This window comes from Novosphingobium silvae, assembly GCF_009856825.1.
Lineage (GTDB): Bacteria > Pseudomonadota > Alphaproteobacteria > Sphingomonadales > Sphingomonadaceae > Novosphingobium > Novosphingobium silvae.
Genome location: NZ_WVTD01000004.1, coordinates 229528 through 247921, shown reverse-complemented (window position 1 = coordinate 247921; position 18394 = coordinate 229528). Strand labels below are relative to the sequence as shown.

14 protein-coding genes are annotated in these 18394 nt (G+C 66.8%); 5 read left to right on the top strand and 9 right to left on the bottom strand.

Annotated features, from left to right (window positions below):
• Positions 1-37 precede the first annotated feature (37 nt).
• Both GR702_RS07735 and GR702_RS07730 read left to right on the top strand, forming a co-directional pair.
• The gene (locus GR702_RS07735) at positions 38-2224 is read left to right on the top strand and encodes an RNA degradosome polyphosphate kinase (protein WP_160985479.1); all 2187 of its coding nucleotides are present in this window, start codon (positions 38-40) and stop codon (positions 2222-2224) included.
• 141 nt (positions 2225-2365) lie between these two features.
• Positions 2366-3889 (top strand): Ppx/GppA phosphatase family protein, encoded by a 1524-nt coding sequence (locus GR702_RS07730; protein ID WP_160985478.1) that lies wholly within the window; start codon positions 2366-2368, stop codon positions 3887-3889.
• Between the two features lie 28 nt (positions 3890-3917).
• On the opposite strand, the gene virB11 is transcribed toward GR702_RS07730, so the two are convergent.
• The 8 genes from virB11 to GR702_RS07690 all read right to left on the bottom strand — a co-directional run bounded on the left by virB11 (position 3918) and on the right by GR702_RS07690 (position 11926).
• Entirely contained in the window at positions 3918-4955 is a 1038-nt protein-coding gene (gene virB11 / locus GR702_RS07725) for a P-type DNA transfer ATPase VirB11 (RefSeq protein ID WP_160985389.1), read from the bottom strand.
• Positions 4956-4961: 6 nt separating this feature from the next.
• Positions 4962-6053: a TrbI/VirB10 family protein gene (locus tag GR702_RS07720; protein ID WP_160985388.1), complete on the bottom strand. Its 1092-nt coding sequence runs from the start codon at positions 6051-6053 to the stop codon at positions 4962-4964.
• 3 nt (positions 6054-6056) lie between these two features.
• Positions 6057-6956 carry a TrbG/VirB9 family P-type conjugative transfer protein gene (locus GR702_RS07715; RefSeq protein WP_160985387.1) on the bottom strand — a complete coding sequence of 300 codons (900 nt, stop codon included), beginning with the start codon at positions 6954-6956 and terminating at the stop codon, positions 6057-6059.
• Positions 6953-8230 carry a TrbL/VirB6 family protein gene (locus GR702_RS07710; protein WP_160985386.1) on the bottom strand — a complete coding sequence of 426 codons (1278 nt, stop codon included), beginning with the start codon at positions 8228-8230 and terminating at the stop codon, positions 6953-6955. The genes GR702_RS07715 and GR702_RS07710 overlap by 4 nt, the downstream gene beginning before the upstream one ends.
• Positions 8231-8235: 5 nt before the next feature.
• Positions 8236-10674 (bottom strand): VirB4 family type IV secretion/conjugal transfer ATPase, encoded by a 2439-nt coding sequence (locus GR702_RS07705; RefSeq protein WP_160985385.1) that lies wholly within the window; start codon positions 10672-10674, stop codon positions 8236-8238.
• 28 nt (positions 10675-10702) lie between these two features.
• The gene (locus GR702_RS07700; protein ID WP_160985384.1) at positions 10703-10984 is read right to left on the bottom strand and encodes a VirB3 family type IV secretion system protein; all 282 of its coding nucleotides are present in this window, start codon (positions 10982-10984) and stop codon (positions 10703-10705) included.
• Between the two features lie 8 nt (positions 10985-10992).
• A complete protein-coding gene (locus GR702_RS07695; protein WP_160985383.1) occupies positions 10993-11337 on the bottom strand; it encodes a TrbC/VirB2 family protein in 345 nt (114 codons plus the stop codon).
• 217 nt (positions 11338-11554) lie between these two features.
• Positions 11555-11926 carry a hypothetical protein gene (locus GR702_RS07690; RefSeq protein WP_160985382.1) on the bottom strand — a complete coding sequence of 124 codons (372 nt, stop codon included), beginning with the start codon at positions 11924-11926 and terminating at the stop codon, positions 11555-11557.
• Positions 11927-12218: 292 nt separating this feature from the next.
• Between GR702_RS07690 and GR702_RS07685 the strand changes: the two genes are divergently transcribed.
• From GR702_RS07685 to GR702_RS07675, 3 genes are all read left to right on the top strand, one after another.
• Positions 12219-13820, top strand: a complete 1602-nt coding sequence (locus tag GR702_RS07685; RefSeq protein ID WP_160985381.1) for a hypothetical protein — start codon at positions 12219-12221, stop codon at positions 13818-13820.
• 80 nt (positions 13821-13900) lie between these two features.
• The gene (locus GR702_RS07680) at positions 13901-16603 is read left to right on the top strand and encodes a TonB-dependent receptor domain-containing protein (RefSeq protein WP_160985380.1); all 2703 of its coding nucleotides are present in this window, start codon (positions 13901-13903) and stop codon (positions 16601-16603) included.
• A 330-nt stretch (positions 16604-16933) separates the two neighbouring features.
• Positions 16934-17509, top strand: a complete 576-nt coding sequence (locus GR702_RS07675) for a TMEM165/GDT1 family protein (RefSeq protein WP_160985379.1) — start codon at positions 16934-16936, stop codon at positions 17507-17509.
• Positions 17510-17522: 13 nt separating this feature from the next.
• Here the strand turns inward: GR702_RS07675 and GR702_RS07670 are convergent, their stop codons facing one another.
• Complete coding sequence (locus tag GR702_RS07670) at positions 17523-18197, bottom strand: response regulator transcription factor (RefSeq protein ID WP_160985378.1); 675 nt, start codon at positions 18195-18197, stop codon at positions 17523-17525.
• Positions 18198-18394 lie beyond the last annotated feature (197 nt).

Below are 18394 nucleotides of genomic sequence, written 5' to 3'. Positions count from 1 at the left end.
ATGGCATGCAAGAGGCCCCTGGGTGAAGAAGATCAACATGCTCGAAGTCCGCGAAGAACCCGAAGCCCGCCTCGACGGCGCGGACCCCGACGACATCGGCAACCAGCCTTCGCGTTTCTTCAACCGGGAACTGAGCTGGCTTTCCTTCAACGAACGTGTGCTCGCGGAAGCCTGCAATTCCAATTACCCGCTGATCGAACGGCTGCGCTTCCTCTCCATCTCCGGCAGCAATATCGACGAGTTCCTGATGGTGCGCGTGGCCGGGCTTGCCGGGCAGGTGCGCCGCCAGATCGAGGAGCTCTCGATCGATGGGCTCACGCCTTCCCAGGCCCTCGCCGTCACTCACGAGAAGGTGGTGGAGCTGGAGGAGATCCAGCAGAAGGTCTGGTCCACGCTGAAGGTGGAGCTGGCGGACGCGGGCATCAGGGTCGTGGGCGACGAGAAGCTGGACCGCGCGCGCGAGGAATGGCTGCGGACCTATTTCATCGAGCACGTGATGCCCGTCATCACGCCCCAGGCCATCGATCCGGCGCACCCTTTTCCCTTCGTCGCGAACCAGGGCATCGGCGTGCTCTTCTCGCTCACCCGGACGGCGGACGATGCCTCGGTGATGGAGATGGTGCTGATCCCCGCGCCCCTGCCGCGCTTCGTGCGCATCCCCGGCGAGGATGCGGCGTGGATCTCGATCGAGGACCTGATCTGCCGCAATACCGCCGAACTGTTCCCCGGATTCCGCCTGAACGGCCACGGCGTCTTCCGCATCCTGCGCGACAGCGACATCGAGATCGAGGAGGATGCCGAGGACCTGGTGCGCTACTATCGCACCGCCATCCAGCGCCGCCGTCGCGGCCTCGTCATCGTGCTGCAGTTGCAGGGGAAGTTCGATCCGGCCGCCGAGGAACTGCTGCGCACGCAGCTGGGTCTCGACAAGGCGCTCATCATGAAGACCGAAGGCATCATCGGCTTCTCCGGCCTGTCCGCGATCTGCGACGAGGACCGCCCCGAGCTCAAGTTCGAGCCCTACACCCCGCGCTATCCGGAGCGCATCCTCGAGCATGACGGCGACATCTTCGCCGCCATCCGCGAGAAGGACATCGTCGTCCAGCACCCCTACGAAAGCTTCGAGGTGGTGATCGACTTCCTGCGCCAGGCCGCGCGGGACCCCGACGTCATCGCCATCAAGCAGACGCTCTATCGCGCCGGCAAGCAGTCCGCGATCATCTCCGCGCTGATCCAGGCGGCCGAGCAGGGCAAGTCCGTGACTGCGGTGGTCGAACTCAAGGCCCGCTTCGACGAGGAACAGAACCTGCTTTGGGCCAGCCAGCTCGAGCGTGCAGGCGTCCAGGTCATCTACGGCTTCGTTGACTGGAAGACCCACGCCAAGGTCTCGATGATCGTGCGGCGCGAGGGAGAGGGCTACCGCACCTACTGCCATTTCGGTACCGGCAACTATCACCCGATCACTGCCCGCATCTATACCGACGTGTCGTACTTCACGGCGGATCCGGCGGCGGGCCGCGACGTGGGACGGCTGTTCAACTTCATCACCGGCTACGTCGAACCCAAGGGCACCGAACTGCTCTCGATCTCGCCGATCTCGCTGCGCTCCACCCTCAATGCCTGCATCGATGCCGAGATCGCCAATGCACAGGCGGGCAAGCCGGCGGCGATCTGGGCCAAGCTGAATTCGCTGACCGATCCCGGCATCATCGACCGCCTCTATGCGGCAAGCCGCGCGGGCGTCGACATCGACCTCGTCGTGCGGGGCATCTGCTGCCTTCGCCCCGGCATCGCCGGCCTCTCCGAGAACATCGCGGTCAAGTCGATCATCGGTCGCTTCCTGGAGCATGCGCGCATCTGGGCCTTCGCCAACGGCGCCCACCTTCCCAACCGCCGCGCCAAGGTGTTCATCACCTCGGCCGACGGGATGAGCCGAAATCTCGACCGCCGGGTCGAGGTGCTGCTGCCTATCCGCAACAAGACGGTGCACGACCAGGTGCTCGACCAGGTGATGCTCGCCAACCTGATCGACACCGAGCAGTCCTGGGACCTCTCGCCCGATGGCACCTATGCGCGCGTGGGCGAAGTGCAGAACCCGTTCAACCTCCACCGCTACTTCATGACCAACCCCTCCCTGTCGGGGCGCGGGGCGGCTCTCGACAGCGGGCGCAAGGTTCCAAAGCTGTCGCTGCGGCGCGGTACGATCCAGGACCAGTCGCGTTGAATCTGGCGCTAGCCACACCGGCCGCGAGTCTCAGTTCTCCGCACTTTTCCGTCACGCCGGCGTTTCCACCGCCGGTGAAAATGCTTTAGGGCACCAGCCTCCGGCCGGAACCTTCGGCCTTTGCGGTACGTCTTGACCAGAATGATCGGCATCAGCGAGTCCAGCGAAAAACGCGGCATCATCGACATCGGCTCGAACACGGTGCGCCTCGTCGTCTACAACGGCCCGCCGCGGGCCCCGGTCGTGGTCCTGAACGAGAAGGTCAACGCAAGGCTCGGCAAGGATCTGGGCCGCACGGGCGCGATTTCCGAGAAGTCGATGCGCATGGCACTCTCCGCGCTCTCGCGTTTCGCGGCGCTGCTGCGACTGCTCGACGTGACGAACGTCGAATGCGTCGCAACCGCCGCCGCGCGCGATGCGGCGAACGGGCCCGAGTTCCTCGACGCGGTGCGCAGCTTCGGTCTCTCGCCGCGCCTTCTTTCCGGCGAACAGGAAGCCCGAGCCAGCGCGGCGGGCGTGATCGCAGCGTTTCCCGATGCACGCGGTGTTGCGGCCGACCTTGGCGGCGGCAGCCTCGAGCTGGTCGAGATCGACGCCACGGTGCCGGGCGGCGTCTGTCCCGGCGGCGTCACCCTGCCCTTCGGTACGCTTCGGCTGCCCGACATGCGGGCGCTCGGCGCGCAGAAGTTCAGCGATGCGGTACGATCGGGCCTTGCCGCGCGGGGCTGGGGCGTGGATGGCCATCACGGCGGGCGCGGCCTGCCGCTCTACATCGTGGGCGGTTCATGGCGCGCGCTGGCGCTCCAGGCCATGCGCGTGCTCGACTGGCCGGTCGACGATCCGCACGGCTTCGAACTCTCCGCGTCCGAGGCGCTGCGCCTTGCCCGCATCTTCGAGAAAGGCAAGCTCGAGGATCCAGACCCGCGCATTTCCAGTTCGCGGCTTGCCACGCTGTCCGACGCCGCAGCGCTCATGGCGCATCTGGTGGGCAATCTTCACCCTTCCAAGCTGGTGTTTTCCTCGTGGGGCCTGCGCGAGGGACTGCTGCACATGCAACTGCCCGAGGCGATCCAGCAGGAAAGCCCGATGCTGGCCAGCGTGGCCGCTTTCGCGGAAAGCGCGCGCGTGGATGCGGCCGACGCCGTGCGCATCGCGGAATGGACCGCGCCGGTCTGCCGCGACGCGGATGCCGACGGGGACCTGCGCAAGGCCGCCAGCCTGCTCGCCCTTGCCGCGATGCGGACCGAGCCGAACATGCGCACCGAGGAAGCGCGGACCTGGGCGATGCGCAAGCGCTGGATCGGGCTCGACATGTGCGGGCGTGGCATGATGGCGATGACGGTACACGCCAATTCCGGCCGCACGGAAGCGCCGCCAGAGCTTACCCGACTGACCGCCAAGGCCGACCTAGAGCGCGCTGTGGGCTGGGGCCTCGCCGTGCGCCTGTGCCGCAGGCTGACGGGCGGAACGGCACGTGGCATGGAAGCATCCAGCGTACTGGTGGAGAACGGGGTCCTCGTCCTCACGCTGCAGGACCCGGCCCTGCCCCTCTATGGCCCGAGCAACTGCAAGGACGTCAAGTGCCTGGCCGACTGGCTGGGATTGGCCTGGCGAGTGCAGAAGGCGGACGGAACGCTGATCGAGGACGCCGCACCGCGGACCTGATCCAGCATGGCGTCGCCGGGCTTCGCCCTCAGACCAGCGTTGCGCTTTCCGAAATCGCCGAGATCCCGCGCTTGCCGCCGCTGCGATCGAGCTGGACCACGATGTCGATCACGGATGCCGCATATTCCAGCGTCTCCGCGCGCGTGAGCCCGATCCCGGTCTGCATCGACATGAGCGCGATCTGCTCCAGCGCGCCTCGCGGAGAGTTCGCGTGCACGGTGGAGAACGAGCCGGGGTGCCCGGTATTGATGGCGCGCAGGAAGCTCACTGTCTCGGTGCCGCGCAGCTCTCCCAACACGATCCGGTCTGGCCGCAGGCGCAGCGCGGCCTGAAGCAGGTCGTTTGCCGACACCTTCGCTTCGCCAAGCTCCCCTTTCACCGCGATGAGCCCGACGCCATTGGCCCCCGGCAGTCGCAGCTCCGCAGTATCCTCGACGAGGACCACCCGCTCGTGCTCCGGGATTTCGGACAGCATGGCGTTCAGGAAGGTCGTCTTGCCCGTCGATGTGCCGCCCGAAATCAGGATGGTGCGGCGGCGCCGGATCGCATCGCGCAGGAAGGCGATCGGCTCGGCCATGGGATCGGGCGCAGGCGTTTCCTCGGGCGGGACGATGGGGCCCCTGTCGTAGGCGTCGAGCGGCAGCTCCAGCAAGCGGTGCCGGCGGATCGCCAGTGCCCAGTTGGCGCGTGTCGCGGGGGGGCCCACAAGCTGGATGCGCGCGCCCGACTGCCCGCCATAGGCCGGCAGTGTCGCCGAAAGCAGCGGGTGTTCGCGGTTGATGCCTTGATGGCTGATCCGCGCGACCTGCTCGGCAAGGCGCTGCAGCAGCCGGTTGTCCATCTGCGGCAGGTCCACCCGCTGCATGCCGGAGAGCGCCGCGTCCTCAACCCAGATTTCCCCGGGGCGGTTGACGAGGATCTCGGTCACCGTCTCGCGTTCCAGCCACGGGCGCAGCGGTGCGAGATAGGCATCGAGATAGACGCTGCGCGGTGCGGGTACTTCCACGGGCGCGTCAGCCATGGCGGGTTGCGCCAGATGCGGCTGCAAGGTAAGCACTTCGGCCATGACGCGTCACTGGACCTTGCTGAAGTCCAGGTCCTTGGCGGTGAACACCCGGATCGGCTGCCCCTGCCGCACGCGGATCGTCGGGCCGATCTGCGATCCGCTCTGCACGGCCGCCGAAGCCGCCGAACTGCCGCCGCCGATGACCACGTTCGATCCGCTCGATGCCAGCGTGGTCAGGCCGCCCACGACCGACAGCAGCATGGCCGAGCCGAAGCGCTCGAAGAAGTGGCTATTGACCTTGCCCGGAAGACCGGTTTCGCCGCCGAAGGAGATGGCCGGAGACCCCAGGTTCACCGAAACGCCGTCCGGCCGGATCAGGCGCGACCAGATCACGTAGGCGCGCTTCTGACCTGCCGTCAGGCCGCTCTTGTACTGCCCGATGAGCCGCGACGACCTCGGGACCAGCACGCGCTTGCCGTCGAAGCTGCGCACGTCGGTGGAGACGATGGCGCGCACGTATCCCGGCACGTCGGTATCAATCGCGGTTTCGAGGACTGCGGGGATCAGCGTGCCCTGCGTGACGGTGGTCGCCGGATCGAACGAGTGCGCCGCCGAGGCGGTTCCACCCGTGCCGCCCACGCGCGCCGCGAAATCGTCGTTCGGGTTTCCGCCCTTGGCCGCATCGGCCGCGACGCCGGAGACGGGCACCGCAGCTCCCGTCCCTACATCGAAGACGACGGTGGGGCTTGCATAGCGGTTGGCCTGCGGAGCGAGGCCTGGCGCTGCTGCAGGCGGCGCGGCAAGGACGGGCGCCGGCTGGGGGGCGGGAAGCGGCGCCGGAGCGGCCACTGCCGCAGGCGCAGGCATGGGGGTGGCGACGGCGGCGGGCGCCGGCCCGGCAGGCTGCGGCGTGGGGGCGGGGGTCTGATCGACCGGTCCGTTGCGTGCAGAATCCATCGACCAGAGCGTCAGCCCGCCCAGCGCCGCCACGATCAGGACGCCCGCGGCGAGGCCCAGGCCATCGGCCTTCTTGCGCTGGGATACGCGCGGCAGGACATTGCGGGTCGCAAGGTCGATAACCTGCGCCCCTTCGCCGTCGCGCGGATCGGTCGCGGCGGCGGGAGCGAAGCGTTCGCGCAGCGAGGAGTTGGGCGCCATGTGTCAGTTCCCCGAGAATGTAGCTGCCGCCGTGGAGGCGATCGGAGCGGAAGTCGGCGTGGATGCGGGCGCTGCCGAAGCGACGACCGGCCCGGGCGTGGCCTGAACCACGGCGGCGGGAGCGGTGGGTGCCGGGCGGGACGCCAGAGGCCGGCCATTGATCAGCTCGGCCTTGGCCTTGCCCGAGCGCAGGACGATGCTGTTCGGCACGTCCTCGAGCACGATCGTAGCGCCGCGCACGGCATAGTTCACCGGCCCCTCGTCGCCCTTTTCATTGGTCACGAGAATCGCAGGCACCGAAGCCTTTTCCGGCCAGAGCAGGTAGGTCGAGGTGCCGTCATCGTAGATGCGCGAGGGCATCAGCTTCTCGACGCCGGTGCGCTTCCACGAGAAGTTCAGGGCGGCGGGATCTGCGGGAATGGCTGCGGGATCGCCCGAGGCCAGCGCCATCTCGGAAGGATCGAGCGGCGCTCCGCCTGCAGCAAGGCCGGTGGAGGCGTTCTTAGGCTCGTCCTTGTAGGTGAAGCGCAGCATGTAGAGCGGCTTCGCGGTGGCCGAGGCGACGAGGTCGAAGAAGTAGGTGTGGCGGTTGGTCACGACCGTCATGTTGGTCCGCGCCTTCGCCTCGAGCGGCTTCACGAACAGCAGGTCGGCGCGCTTGTTGGGCGTGATCTGCCAGGCCTGCGAATCGCCGACCGCGACGTTCTCGATCGCCTCGCCGTCACCGAAGGCGATGGTCGCCTGGACGCCCGCCTTGCCGTCGATGCGGACGACTTCGTTGTCGCTGAAGGCATGCTGGATGAGGCGGTCGTCGGCCTGCGCGGGCAGCGCCGCAGCCAGGGCGCACAGGCTTGCCGCAGCAGCGACATGCCGGACAAGGTTGCGCGGAAATGCGCCGATCATCGTGTCTTCTCCTTCGCCGGCAATCTGCCGGGGTCGTTCGAGGCGCGGAAGCGACTGCCGATGCCCTTCGCACGCGGCGCCGAATCACCATGACGAAGAGGTTCGATCCCGCCGCCCACGACTTGTGTTACCACCGTTCTGCGCTCGCTTGAACGGCTTGCGCCACCGCTCGCCTGCGAAGACGCCTCGCTCATTGCGCCCGCGCCTGCAGCCGAGATGACGGAAGCACGTCCCTGGTAGGCCGATGCGCTCGCCGCAGGTGCGCTGCTCGGGGTTGCGGCAGCAGCTGCGCCACCCTGCATCGCCGCGCCGCGCTCCTTGTCGCGTTCGCCGCTCCCGGCAAGACCGAAGACCTGCCAGCCGGCCACCATCGTGCCTGCTACCTTCACGACCATCACCATCAATGCGACATGGACGGAGGCGACGAGGAAGAAGGCCATGGCGCCCCGCCCGTCGATCTCGCCCGCATTGGCGCTTTGCACCAGGCCCGAGATGATCGGCACCAGCAGTTCGAGAGTGATCCCGCCGCCCAGCACCACGAACAAGGGCGTGATCGCCGTCAGCGCAACACCGCGCAGCCAACCCGCCGTGAGACCGCGCGTACCGCCGAACAGGGCCATGACGACGAACACCGGGCCGAGCGCCAGGAGCACGGCAAGCGCGATGCGGGCCGTCAGCAGGACGCCGACGGTGCCGAGCAGCAGCAGCAGCGCGCCCATCCACATCACGCTTTCCGGCGTGAAAAGGCCGCCCGCGCCCTTCGCCGCGATCGCCGCACCGGCCGCTCCGCCCGCAGTACCGCCAGCCGCTCCGCTTTCCTGTGCAGCGGCCGCGCCCTGCTGCGTGGCTTCCGAGATATCGTTGATGGCGCCGAACACGATGTCGATCCGGTCGCCGAAAAGCTGCGTCGCCGAGCCCTTGGCGCCCATGAGCACGCCCGCGATCCAGTCCGGCCCGCCCACCGCAAGGTTCCAGACGACGCCCTGATAGGCGATCCAGCTGGTGGCGAAAGTCAGCACGACGCCCAGACGCAGCATGCGCGGCGTGAGCGCGGAAATGCCGAGGCTCGAGCGACCTGTCAGCAGCGAAAAGGCGAAGAAGGCGATATAGAGCGTGAGGAGGATGGTGAGCACCGGCCCCATCGCGCCCCCGGCCCCGAACAGCCGCCCAAAGGCAGAGGCCGCCATTTCGTTCGCGACGCAGTCCACCGCGCGCAGCGCGGGCGCGACGCCGGCGGAGGCGACTTCGGTCAGTTGTTCGCAGGCGCTCGCCATCGGCCTTACTCTGCCGCCGCCGTCCAGGGCGCGTCTTCGCCCAGTTCACCCCACTCGTCACCGGGCCACTGCATGCCGGTGAGCACCGGATACCATGCCTCCGGCGCGTCGCCGTAGCGTTCACGCAGCTGATCGAGCTTGCGCACCGTGCTCTCCCGGCCGGAAAGCACGGTCAGAACTTCGGGCATGCCGGAGAGATCGAGGCGCACCACGACAGACGCGTCCGACTGCCGGATGAGGAAGCAGCGCGACTGGGCCGGAAGGGTGCGGATCACGTCGAGTTCGTGGTGCGAGAGGCCGAACCCCTCGCAGTAGTCCTCCGGACGCGCACGCGAGTTGGGCATGAACACCATCGTCGCGGTCTGCTCGACCAGTGCGGTTGCGATCTTGCTGTCCAGCGCATCACGCGCGGACTGCGTGGCGAAGCCCACCAGTGCATTGCGCTTGCGCAAGGTCTTGAGCCAGTCGCGGATGCGTGCGGCGAAGACCTCGTCGTCCAGCGCCTTCCAGCCCTCGTCGATCAGGATCATCGTCGGCTCGCCGTCGAGACGCTCGTCGATGCGGTGGAACAGGTACATCATGACCGGCGTGCGCAGACGCGGGTTCTCGAGCAGCGCGGTCATGTCGAAACCGAGCACCCGCTGGGAAAGGTCAAGCCGATCGTGCTGGTTGTCGAACAGCCAGCCATGCTCGCCGCCCTGCAGCCAGGCATCGAGACGCGAGGCGAGGTCACCTGCTTCGGGACGGCGCGCCCCTGCCAGAAGCTCGCGGAAATGCGACAGACGCCGCAGCGAGGGATCGTTGTGGTAGGCCGCGTCCACCGCATTGGCGATCGTGGCGAGTTCCTCAGGCCCCTTGGCCGCCAGCAGCACGCCCAGCCAGTCGCGCAGGAAGGCTCGGTTAGCTGCGGTGTCGGGAAGCGAAAGCGGGTTGAAGCCCGTTGGATGGCCGGCCGCGACACGGCTGTAGGTGCCGCCGATCCCGCGCAGGAACACTTCGGCGCCGCGATCCTTGTCGAACAGGATCGTGCGGGGTGCGAACTTCTGCGCCTGAGCAGCGAGGAAGTTCATGACAACTGTTTTACCCGAACCCGACGGACCGATGACAGTAAAGTTACCGAGGTCGCCCTGGTGGAAGTTGAAGAAGAACGGCGTGGAGCTGGTGGTTGCCAGCAGGGTAACCGCATCACCCCAGTGATTCCCGCTCGCCTGCCCCATCGAGAAGCCGTGAAGCGAGCCGAAGCACGCCATGTTCGCGCTGGAGATCAGCGCGCGGCGCACGATGAAGCTCTCGTTGCCCGGAAGCTGGCCCCAGAATGCAGGCTCGAGGTTGACTTCCTCGCGCACGGCGACTGCGCCCGCATCCGCCAGTGCGGCAGCGCAGGCCGCCGTCACTTCGTCGAGGTGTTCGAGCGTGTCGGACCTGACGAGAACCGAGAGGTGGTGGTCGCCGAAACCGACGGAGCCAGTGCCGAGCGCATCGCGCGCCGTCGTCATTTCGCGGCGTTCGGCAATGGCTTCCTCGTCTGCGCTGCGCAGGCGGCGAATCGAAAGGTCGATCCGCTCGCGCGCGATCTGCCTGTCGGCGGGCGCGTAGCTTTCGGTGAGGACGAGTTCGCAAGGCAGACGCAGCAACGCGTCGGTGAGGCCAGGCGCGGTCGAATCCGGATAGTCCTTCAAGCTCACGATCGAGCAGAACCCGCCGCCGGTCGCCCCGCGCACTTCCATCGCATCCATGCCGAAGCTGACGCGGCGATAGGGAAGCATGTGGCCGATGTCGGTCTCGTCCGAGGGACGGCGCACCGGCCGCATCTCGCCGTTGTAAAGCGCGCTCAGAAGCTCCAGCACTTCCGAACAGCGCCCCGCAGGCGCCTCGTAGTCGCCCAGCAGCCGGGCTCCATAAGCGCCGAGCGAGGCGACCATCGCCGAAGCGGCAGCGCGAAGGGCGCGCACGTCGGCAGGATCGGCCTCGACCGCTTCCGCCCGGGACTTCATCATGCGGCCAAGCCGGTCGGCCCAGCCCGCCTTGCCGCGCGCCGGTCGGCGGACGAGCGTGACGAACTGGTCGTTCACGAACAGCGCCCCCGAGGAGGTGCGCGCCCGCCAGCGGGCATCGATGTGGGCGGCGACGGGATCTTCGAAGCGCCCGTCCATCTCGATCTCCACGCGGCGGCGGATGACGTGATGGTAGAGGACGAACCGGGCATCAAGCGAGGACCGCAGCAGCACTTCGCGGGTCGCGACATGGGCGTTGAGTTCGTCGGTGTCGGCCGTCTCGAACGCGAAGCCCGGCACCATGAGCGAGAGCATGACCGAGCCGTCGCGCAGGCGCACCACGTTCTCGTCCACCAGCGCGGCATAGGGCAGCCGGTCGCCCGCTAGCACTTCCTTGCTGGCGAACCGGGCCATCGGACCCTTCAGCGGCGATTTGAAGCTCTTGGCCATGTCTGTCGTTCCCCCGCGCCTGCTGCTTTTACGGCGCGTAGCTGTTGCAGCCCCAGCGCTGCCAGTTGGCAACGCGCGGGCACTTGCTGACCTTGGCGATCCACAGGTCGAACACCCGCGGTTCGCGCAAGCAGGCGAGATAGCCGGCACCATGGATCGCGAGCGCGGCAGGCAGCGCCCAGAAGCTCTTGGTGATCAGGAATATCTCGGTCGTCACCGCGGCGTTAATGATGAAGAAGCTGTAAGTCACGCCCGCGAACATCTGCGGACGGGTCAGCGCGCGATGGACGGGGAAGCGGGCGAGGCTCATGGCCGCGCTCAGCCTACGGCCGCGGACTGGATGCCGGTGACGATCGCACCGGCGCCGAACAGGATGAACACGCCGATGATCACGGTCGCACCGAAGCGCCAGTTCATACGGCCGGTGAGCATCATGAAGCCGACGGCGGCCACCGCCATGACCGCGACGGCGGTGGCGACGTTGCCGAGGAGCGTGCCCTGCAGCCATCCTAGCGCGGCGACGATCGGGCCCGAACCGGCCGGATCGCTGGCGACGGCCTGCGCCTGCGCCAGTCCCGGCGCCATCAGGGCAGCGAGGCCGCCCAGAAACGTGAGAAAACCGCGGAACTTGCGGGTCTGAAGCTTTGCGTATCGAATCACCATGCCCTCCGTATGAGGGCCCAGTGCGCTCGCCGGATGACAGGTGTGTGACGATGGCGCGGCAGTATCGCCAAGCCGTCCACCGTGTGTGACATTCGCGTTACAGGCTCCTGCATCTGCCATAAGCAGTCATGAAGCAGGAGCCCGAAGCGTTTTCGGCGACAGCCGGCGCGCAGCGACCCGAAGGCTCAATTTCGGAACGCGCCGGCCAGGTGGCGGGTCAACGCGCTGCGATGGCGCTCCTGCCGAGCATGTTGCGCAGCGCCATGCGTGCCGCGGTCCTGGAATCGACCCAGCTGCCATCGGCCAGTTCGAGGTCGTACCGCTCGGGGCTGGCGATCGCGGCCCGGTATGCGGCGAGCGCCTTGTCGGTCATGCCGGCCCTTGCATAGGCAGCGCCAAGGTTGATCAGGACGGCAGGGTCCTGAATGTCCCCGGCACCTGCGCCCTCCAGCTTGCGTACGACTTCATGGGACTGGCCGGCGGCGAGTTCGCGGTATGCGACGTCGGCGCCATCCGCCGGACGGTCGATTGGAAGAGCAAAGGCTGCCTGACCCAGCAGAACGGCAGCAGCGATGGATGAAAGCGGCATGGCAACTCTCCCTTGAGCTTGTTTAACATCGAGGATGATCCACCTGAATGTGCGCCCCTTCAAGAAAATGACGTAACTGTCATAAAACTGCAATCGCAGTATGTATCTCCCGGATCGCTTGAGTCCCGCTGTTGGTTAACCGTTGCATATAAGTCGCTGTCATACCGTTGTCGTATTACTGTAGATTAGTGTCATCATAGCGCCAACAAAGTGTCACCCCCCCGGCCTAGACGCCGGATGGCAACGAGGGCGGAGTCGCCGCCTCGTTCCGACCTGAACACGGGGGACTAACGTGAAGAACATTTCCGGTCTGCTGCTCGTTGGCTGCAGCGCACTCGCTCTCGCCGGCTGCGGCCCCAGCGACATCTCCTCGCCCGGCACCGGCGGCGACGTCATCATCCAGCCGACGCCCGCTCCCACCCCTGCTCCGACCCCAACGCCCGGCACCGGCACGGTCACTCCCGCAGGCGGCTGCCCCACGGTTGCCAATGACGCCGGCACAGTCACCGGCCCGACCGGCACCTGGCGCGTCTGCAACCTCCCGAACGTGATCAGCGCCAGCTCCACGCTGCCGAAGATCCCGGGCCTCATCTATCAGCTTCCCGGCCGTGTCGACGTCGGCTGCGACGGCGGCTTCAGCGCTCCTTCGAGCACGGCGCCGTTCACCACCACGACCGTGGGCTGCCCCACCGCCACTCTGACCGCCGACACCAACGTCACGCTCACCATCGAGCCCGGCGTCATCATCATGGGCGGCACCGGCCAGTCCTGGCTCGCCGTGAACCGCGGCAACAAGATCAACGCGACCGGCACCGCCACCGCGCCGATCATCTTCACCAGCCGCGACAACGTCCTTGGCATCAACAATGCCAACTCGCAGGGCCAGTGGGGCGGGGTCGTGCTGATGGGCCGCGCGCCCGTCACCGACTGCACCGTGGGCACCGTCGCTGCAGGCACCTGTGAGCGTCAGACCGAAGGCGCGCCCAACCCGGCTCGCTTCGGCGGTGCGGACACGGCCTACAACGCCGGCACCATGAAGTACTTCCAGATCCGTTACTCGGGCTTCATCCTGGGCAACAACGTCGAGCTCCAGTCGCTCACCGGCGAAGGCGTCGGCACCGGCACGACCATCGACCACTTCCAGAGCTACAACAGCTCGGACGACGGTTCTGAGTGGTTCGGCGGCAACCCGAACCTGAAGTACTACATCGCGGTTGGTTCGGACGACGACAGCCTCGACGTCGACACCGGTGCCCAGATGAACGTCCAGTACGCCATCATTGCCCAGCGCACCGGCTTCGGCGACGGCATCATGGAGATCGACAGCGACGGCAACGCGACGGACACGCCGCGCACCAAGCTGAACGTCGCCAACTTCACCTTCCTCAAGCCGGCCGGCTCGAGCGGCTCGACCAGCAACGGCGCTTCGCTGTTCTTCCGCGGCAACTCGGACACCACGCTCGTCAACGGCATCCTCGTCGCTGCCGACGAGGAGTGCATCCGCATGAACACCTCGGCTGCCACGCCCGCCACCCTGACGGCCCGTTCGGTCGTCATGCAGTGCAACTCGGCGAAGTACCTCGGCACCACCAACAGCAGCGGCGTGGTCGTCACCACTCCGGCGCAGGTTGCCGCAGCTTTCGGCTCGGGTTCGAACAACAACAACGACGCATTCACCAGCACCCTGACGAACACCTTCGTCAACGGCGCCAATGAAAGCGGCGTCACGGCCACCGACCCGAAGACGATCAACGCCTTCTTCGACACCACCACCTGGGTCGGCGCCGTGCGCAACGCTGAGGACACCTGGTTCGCCGGTTGGACCTGCAACAGCGCGACCGCCAACTTCGGCACCGGCAACTCGGGCGACTGCAGCTCGATACCGACCACCTGAGCCGGGACTGCCTGACTCATGACGCGGGGGCAGTCGTCAAGGCTGCCCCCGTCCTTGCATTTGGAACTAGGGGAATTCCGATGTCTATGACGTCGCGGCTTGTCGGCGGGCTTCTGCTCTCGTCGGCTCTCGTCTCGCCAACGATGGCGTTTGCGCAGAACGTGCCTGCACCTTCCACCTCGCCGTCGGCGAGCACCGCGACCGGCGCCACCACGACCGGACCGGAAGAAGAGGAACAGGTCGACATCTCGGTACCCGGCGGCGGCGAGATCATCGTCACCGGCGCTCGCAACCGCAATATCGCCAAGTCGTCCGACCAGGTTGTCTCGGTCCTGACTTCCGCCGAAATCGCGCGTACGGGCGAAGGCAATATCGCCGGCGCTCTGGGCCGCGTCACCGGCCTGTCGGTGGTGGGCAACGGCTACGTCTATGTCCGCGGCCTTGGCGACCGCTACTCGCTGGCGCTGCTGAACGGCTCCCCGCTGCCCAGCCCCGAACCGCTCAAGCGCGTCGTTCCCCTCGACCTGTTCCCCAGCGGCGTCATCTCCTCTTCGCTGGTGCAGAAGAGCTACTCCGCGAACTTCCCCGGCGAATTCGGCGGCGGCGTCATCAACCTGACGACCAAGGCCGTTCCGACCGAATCCTTCCTGCAGATCGGCGGCGGCTTCTCCGTCGATTCCGAAACGACCGGCGAATTCGGCTATAGCTACTACGGCGCGAAGAGCGACTGGACCGGTTTCGACAACGGCAGCCGCGACGTACCGCCAGCGCTCCAGGCCTTCTTCGACAGCGGCGCCTCGCTGAACTCGGGCGCGGTCGACACGCGCGCGATCGGCTCCGAACTGGTGCGCTTCAGCCGCGCCACGCTGCAGAAAGTGGGCGACCTTCCGGTCAACTACTCGGCGTCGATCACCGGCGGCACCTCTTTCGACCTCGGCGGGTCCAGCCTCGGCGTGATCGCGGCAGCCGGGTTCAGCAACAAGTGGCTTGACCGTCAGGCGCGCCAGCAGACCTCCTTCGCGAACGACCTGTCGACGCTGCAGACCAGCTTCGACCGCGTCACGACCGACAACCGCATCGTCGTGAACGGCCTTCTCGGCCTTGGCCTCGAGTTTGGTGAGAACCAGATCCGCTGGACCAACCTCTACATCCGCGACACTCTCAAGATGGGTCGCCTGGGCGTGGGCGAGCGCGCGCAGAACGGCTTCACCTACATGCAGCAGGACACTGCATGGTACGAACGCCAGCTGATCGACACCCAGATCGTCGGCGAGTTCAAGCCCGCCGATGGCCTGTCAGTCGACGTGCGTGGCGGGTTCGCGAACTCGCAGCGCGAAGCACCCTACGAGACCACGTTCGAGTACGTGCGCACGAACAACCCGGAGGACCCCTTCGGCTCGATGTTCGTGAACCGTCTCAACGGCAACGTCGGCGATGCCAGCGTCACTTTCTCGGACCTCAACGAAGACCTGTGGTCGGCCGGACTTGACGTGACCTACGCGATCACGCCGTCCATTCGCGCGACGATCGGTGGTGCGTTCAGCGACACGGTGCGCGACAGCTCGCGTCGCCAGTTCCTGTTCCGCGCTTCGAGCACTTTCCCGACCGAAGCCGGCGTGCTTCGCCCGGACCTGCTGCTCTCGCCCGGCATCATCAACGGCACCACCAGCGGCGGCACCACCGTGGGCGGCGTCGACCTGATCGAACCGGACGAATCGACGCCCGCGTTCCGCGGCACGCTGCGCAACTGGGCAGGCTACGCCAAGGCGAACGTGCAGTTCACCGACACCGTCAGCCTCGATGCCGGCGTACGCTTCGAAAAGGCGGACCAGGAAGTGACCGCGACGCAGGTATTCACCACCGCGCCGAACTACACGCCCACGCCTGCGCTGAAAAAGGAATACTGGCTGCCGTCGGCCACGCTGACCTGGCAGATCCAGCCCGACCTGCAGGCCCGCCTCAGCGCATCGAAGACGATCGCTCGCCCCCAGTTCCGCGAGCTCATCTACCAACCGTTCTTCGATCCGGACAGCAACCGCCAGTACCTGGGCAACCCGCTGCTGACCGACAGCCAGCTCTACAACGGCGAAGCCCGCCTCGAGTACTACTTCGCGCCCGAGCAGCGCGTGTCGATCGCCGGCTTCTACAAGAAGATCGACAAGCCGATCGAATCGTTCATCACGATCCTGTCGGACAACCTCGTCACGAGCTACGCCAACGCTCCCGAGGCGCAGCTCTACGGTGCCGAAATCGAGGCGACCAAGTACTTCGACATGTCGGGCCTCGGCGGCTGGATGACCGAACGCCGCGCCGTGCTCATCGCGAACTACACCTACAGCAACTCCAAGCTGAAGGTGTCGCCGGGTGACACGACCTCGGTCTATGCGGCATCTTCGGGCCTTGCCACCGACTACTTCCGGGACGGCGCTCCGCTCACCGGCCAGTCGGATCACCTCGTCAACCTGCAGCTCGGCCTCGAGAACACCGAGCGGCTGTCGCAGCAGACGCTGCTGGTGAACTTCGCCAGCAAGCGTGCGGTGAGCCGCGGCCTCAACGGATCGCCGCCGCAGCCCGACGTGATCGAGAAGCCGGGCGTCCAGCTCGACTTCGTGGCGCGCGAAGGCGTCGATTTCCTCGGACAGGACGTCGAGCTGAAGTTCGAGGCCCGCAACCTCCTCGGCACCCGCCACCGCGAGTACCAGAAGAGCGGCGACAACACGATCGAGTTCAACACCTACGATGTCGGCACCGTCATCTCGCTGTCGGCGGCGCTGAACTTCTGACTTTTTCCTGACCGGAAGGTTCCTGCCCTTCCGACGGCAACTTGGTGGCCCGGGGCGCGTATGCGACCGGGCCCTTTTTTTGCTTTTCAGCGCGCGCGCAGCGGCGTAGGGCGCGCGGGTCATCTGGGGAGTAGCCGCCCGCTCGTGCCTCGGCCGAAAGCGGGACCTGCCGTCAACACACTCGGCCGAGAGGCCGTGGCGCGCAGGAGGACGGAACACCGGCGTGTTCCTGTCCGGGCGAGACCAATGGCGTTTGCGGCACGGCTCGGCCGGGCAGGTTGCCGCATGCGTCGTTGTGTCTGCTTTTCGTGCCCGGCCCGGAGTACCCTGTTGGAAGCCCTGTTCACCTCCACGGCCGTGGTCGCCCTTGCCGAGATCGGCGACAAGACCCAGCTTCTCGCCATCGTGCTGGCCGCCCGCTTCAAGCGTCCCTGGCCGATCGTCGCCGGCATCCTCGCCGCAACGCTCGCCAACCACTTCCTCGCGGCGCTGGTGGGCGAACAGGCGGCCGTCTTCCTGGCCGGGCGGTGGTTCCGCTATCTGGTGGCGGCAGGCTTCATCGCGATGGCCGCCTGGACGCTGGTCCCGGACACTTTCGACGAGGAGAAGGAAGCCGCGCCCAGCCGCTTCGGCCCGTTCCTCTCGACGATGATCGCCTTCTTCATCGTCGAGATGGGCGACAAGACCCAGATAGCCACCATTGCGCTTGGCGCCCGTTTCCAGAGCGTCGTTGCCGTGACGATGGGCACGACGCTGGGCATGATGATCGCCAACGTGCCTGCCGTTTTCCTCGGCAATGCTCTCATTAGCCGCGTACCGCTCAAGGTCGTGCGTACCGTGGCGGCGGTGGTGTTCCTGGCGATAGGCCTGGTGCTGCTTGCGCAGACCGCAGGCTGGACGGGCTAAGGACGGCGCCCGCTCACACGGTGTCGAACACGTAGCCCAGCGAGCGCACGGTGCGCAGTGGATTGCCCGCGCCCACGCCCTTGAGCGCGCGGCGCAGGCGGCCGATCCACACGTCTACCGTCCGCTCGTCCACGGCGGGTTCCTGCTTGCCGAGCGCGGCGATCAGCTGCGTGCGACTGAACACCCGGCCCGGGTGCTCGATGAAGTAGCGCAGCAGGCGCAGTTCATTGGGCATGAGCGAGATCGGCTTGCCCTGGAAGCGAGCCTGGAAGGCGGCCACGTCTACCATGAGATCGCCCTGCGTCACCACACGGATGCCCGCGCTATCCTGATCACCAAGGTTCGCGCCGAGCACGCGATCGAGCAGCGCGGTCCGGGTGAGCGGTCCCACGAGGTAGTCGTCCGCCCCCATGCGCAGCGCGCGCTTGCGGTCCTCCTGGTTGTCCTCTTCAAGCACCATCGTGACATGCGCATGCGCCGTCAGGGTATCGGCCCGCAGGCGCCGACACAGTTCCAGGCCAGACATGTCGGCAAGGACCCAGTCGATGAAAATCCAGAGCGCCCCTTCGATCAAGGGCAGTTCGGCGAAGTCGGTCCAGCGATGCAGCGCCACGTCGAACTGATCGTGCCGGAAAGGCGCCAGCCCCCCGGAAAGTTCGCTCGCCAGCAATATGTCGATCCGCCGCATCGCGCCTATGCTGCCCCCTGGCCCGCTTGGTTGCCCCTGATACGCGCGGGCTTTTGCATCCGAGTGTGACGAACGAGTGACATATCGGTGACACGGGAGTGAAAGAACCCCACACTCGGCCTCGCCTCTGCCCCAGGGCTCCTCCTCGGGCGGCACTTGTCATTGAACTGACCCGCAACCGTCACTTGTGCGCAACG

Excerpts from the sequence above, each read along its gene's own strand:
- GR702_RS07705 (WP_160985385.1), bottom strand. The coding sequence starts at position 10,674 with ATGGCCAAGAGCTTCAAATCGCCGCTGAAGGGTCCGATGGCCCGGTTC.
- GR702_RS07670 (WP_160985378.1), bottom strand. The coding sequence starts at position 18,197 with ATGCGGCGGATCGACATATTGCTGGCGAGCGAACTTTCCGGGGGGCTG.
- GR702_RS07720 (WP_160985388.1), bottom strand. The coding sequence starts at position 6,053 with ATGGCGCCCAACTCCTCGCTGCGCGAACGCTTCGCTCCCGCCGCCGCG.
- GR702_RS07730 (WP_160985478.1), top strand. The coding sequence starts at position 2,366 with ATGATCGGCATCAGCGAGTCCAGCGAAAAACGCGGCATCATCGACATC.
- GR702_RS07735 (WP_160985479.1), top strand. The coding sequence starts at position 38 with ATGCTCGAAGTCCGCGAAGAACCCGAAGCCCGCCTCGACGGCGCGGAC.
- GR702_RS07695 (WP_160985383.1), bottom strand. The coding sequence starts at position 11,337 with ATGGTGATTCGATACGCAAAGCTTCAGACCCGCAAGTTCCGCGGTTTT.
- GR702_RS07700 (WP_160985384.1), bottom strand. The coding sequence starts at position 10,984 with ATGAGCCTCGCCCGCTTCCCCGTCCATCGCGCGCTGACCCGTCCGCAG.
- GR702_RS07680 (WP_160985380.1), top strand. The coding sequence starts at position 13,901 with ATGTCTATGACGTCGCGGCTTGTCGGCGGGCTTCTGCTCTCGTCGGCT.
- virB11 (WP_160985389.1), bottom strand. The coding sequence starts at position 4,955 with ATGGCCGAAGTGCTTACCTTGCAGCCGCATCTGGCGCAACCCGCCATG.
- GR702_RS07710 (WP_160985386.1), bottom strand. The coding sequence starts at position 8,230 with ATGGCGAGCGCCTGCGAACAACTGACCGAAGTCGCCTCCGCCGGCGTC.
- GR702_RS07690 (WP_160985382.1), bottom strand. The coding sequence starts at position 11,926 with ATGCCGCTTTCATCCATCGCTGCTGCCGTTCTGCTGGGTCAGGCAGCC.
- GR702_RS07715 (WP_160985387.1), bottom strand. The coding sequence starts at position 6,956 with ATGATCGGCGCATTTCCGCGCAACCTTGTCCGGCATGTCGCTGCTGCG.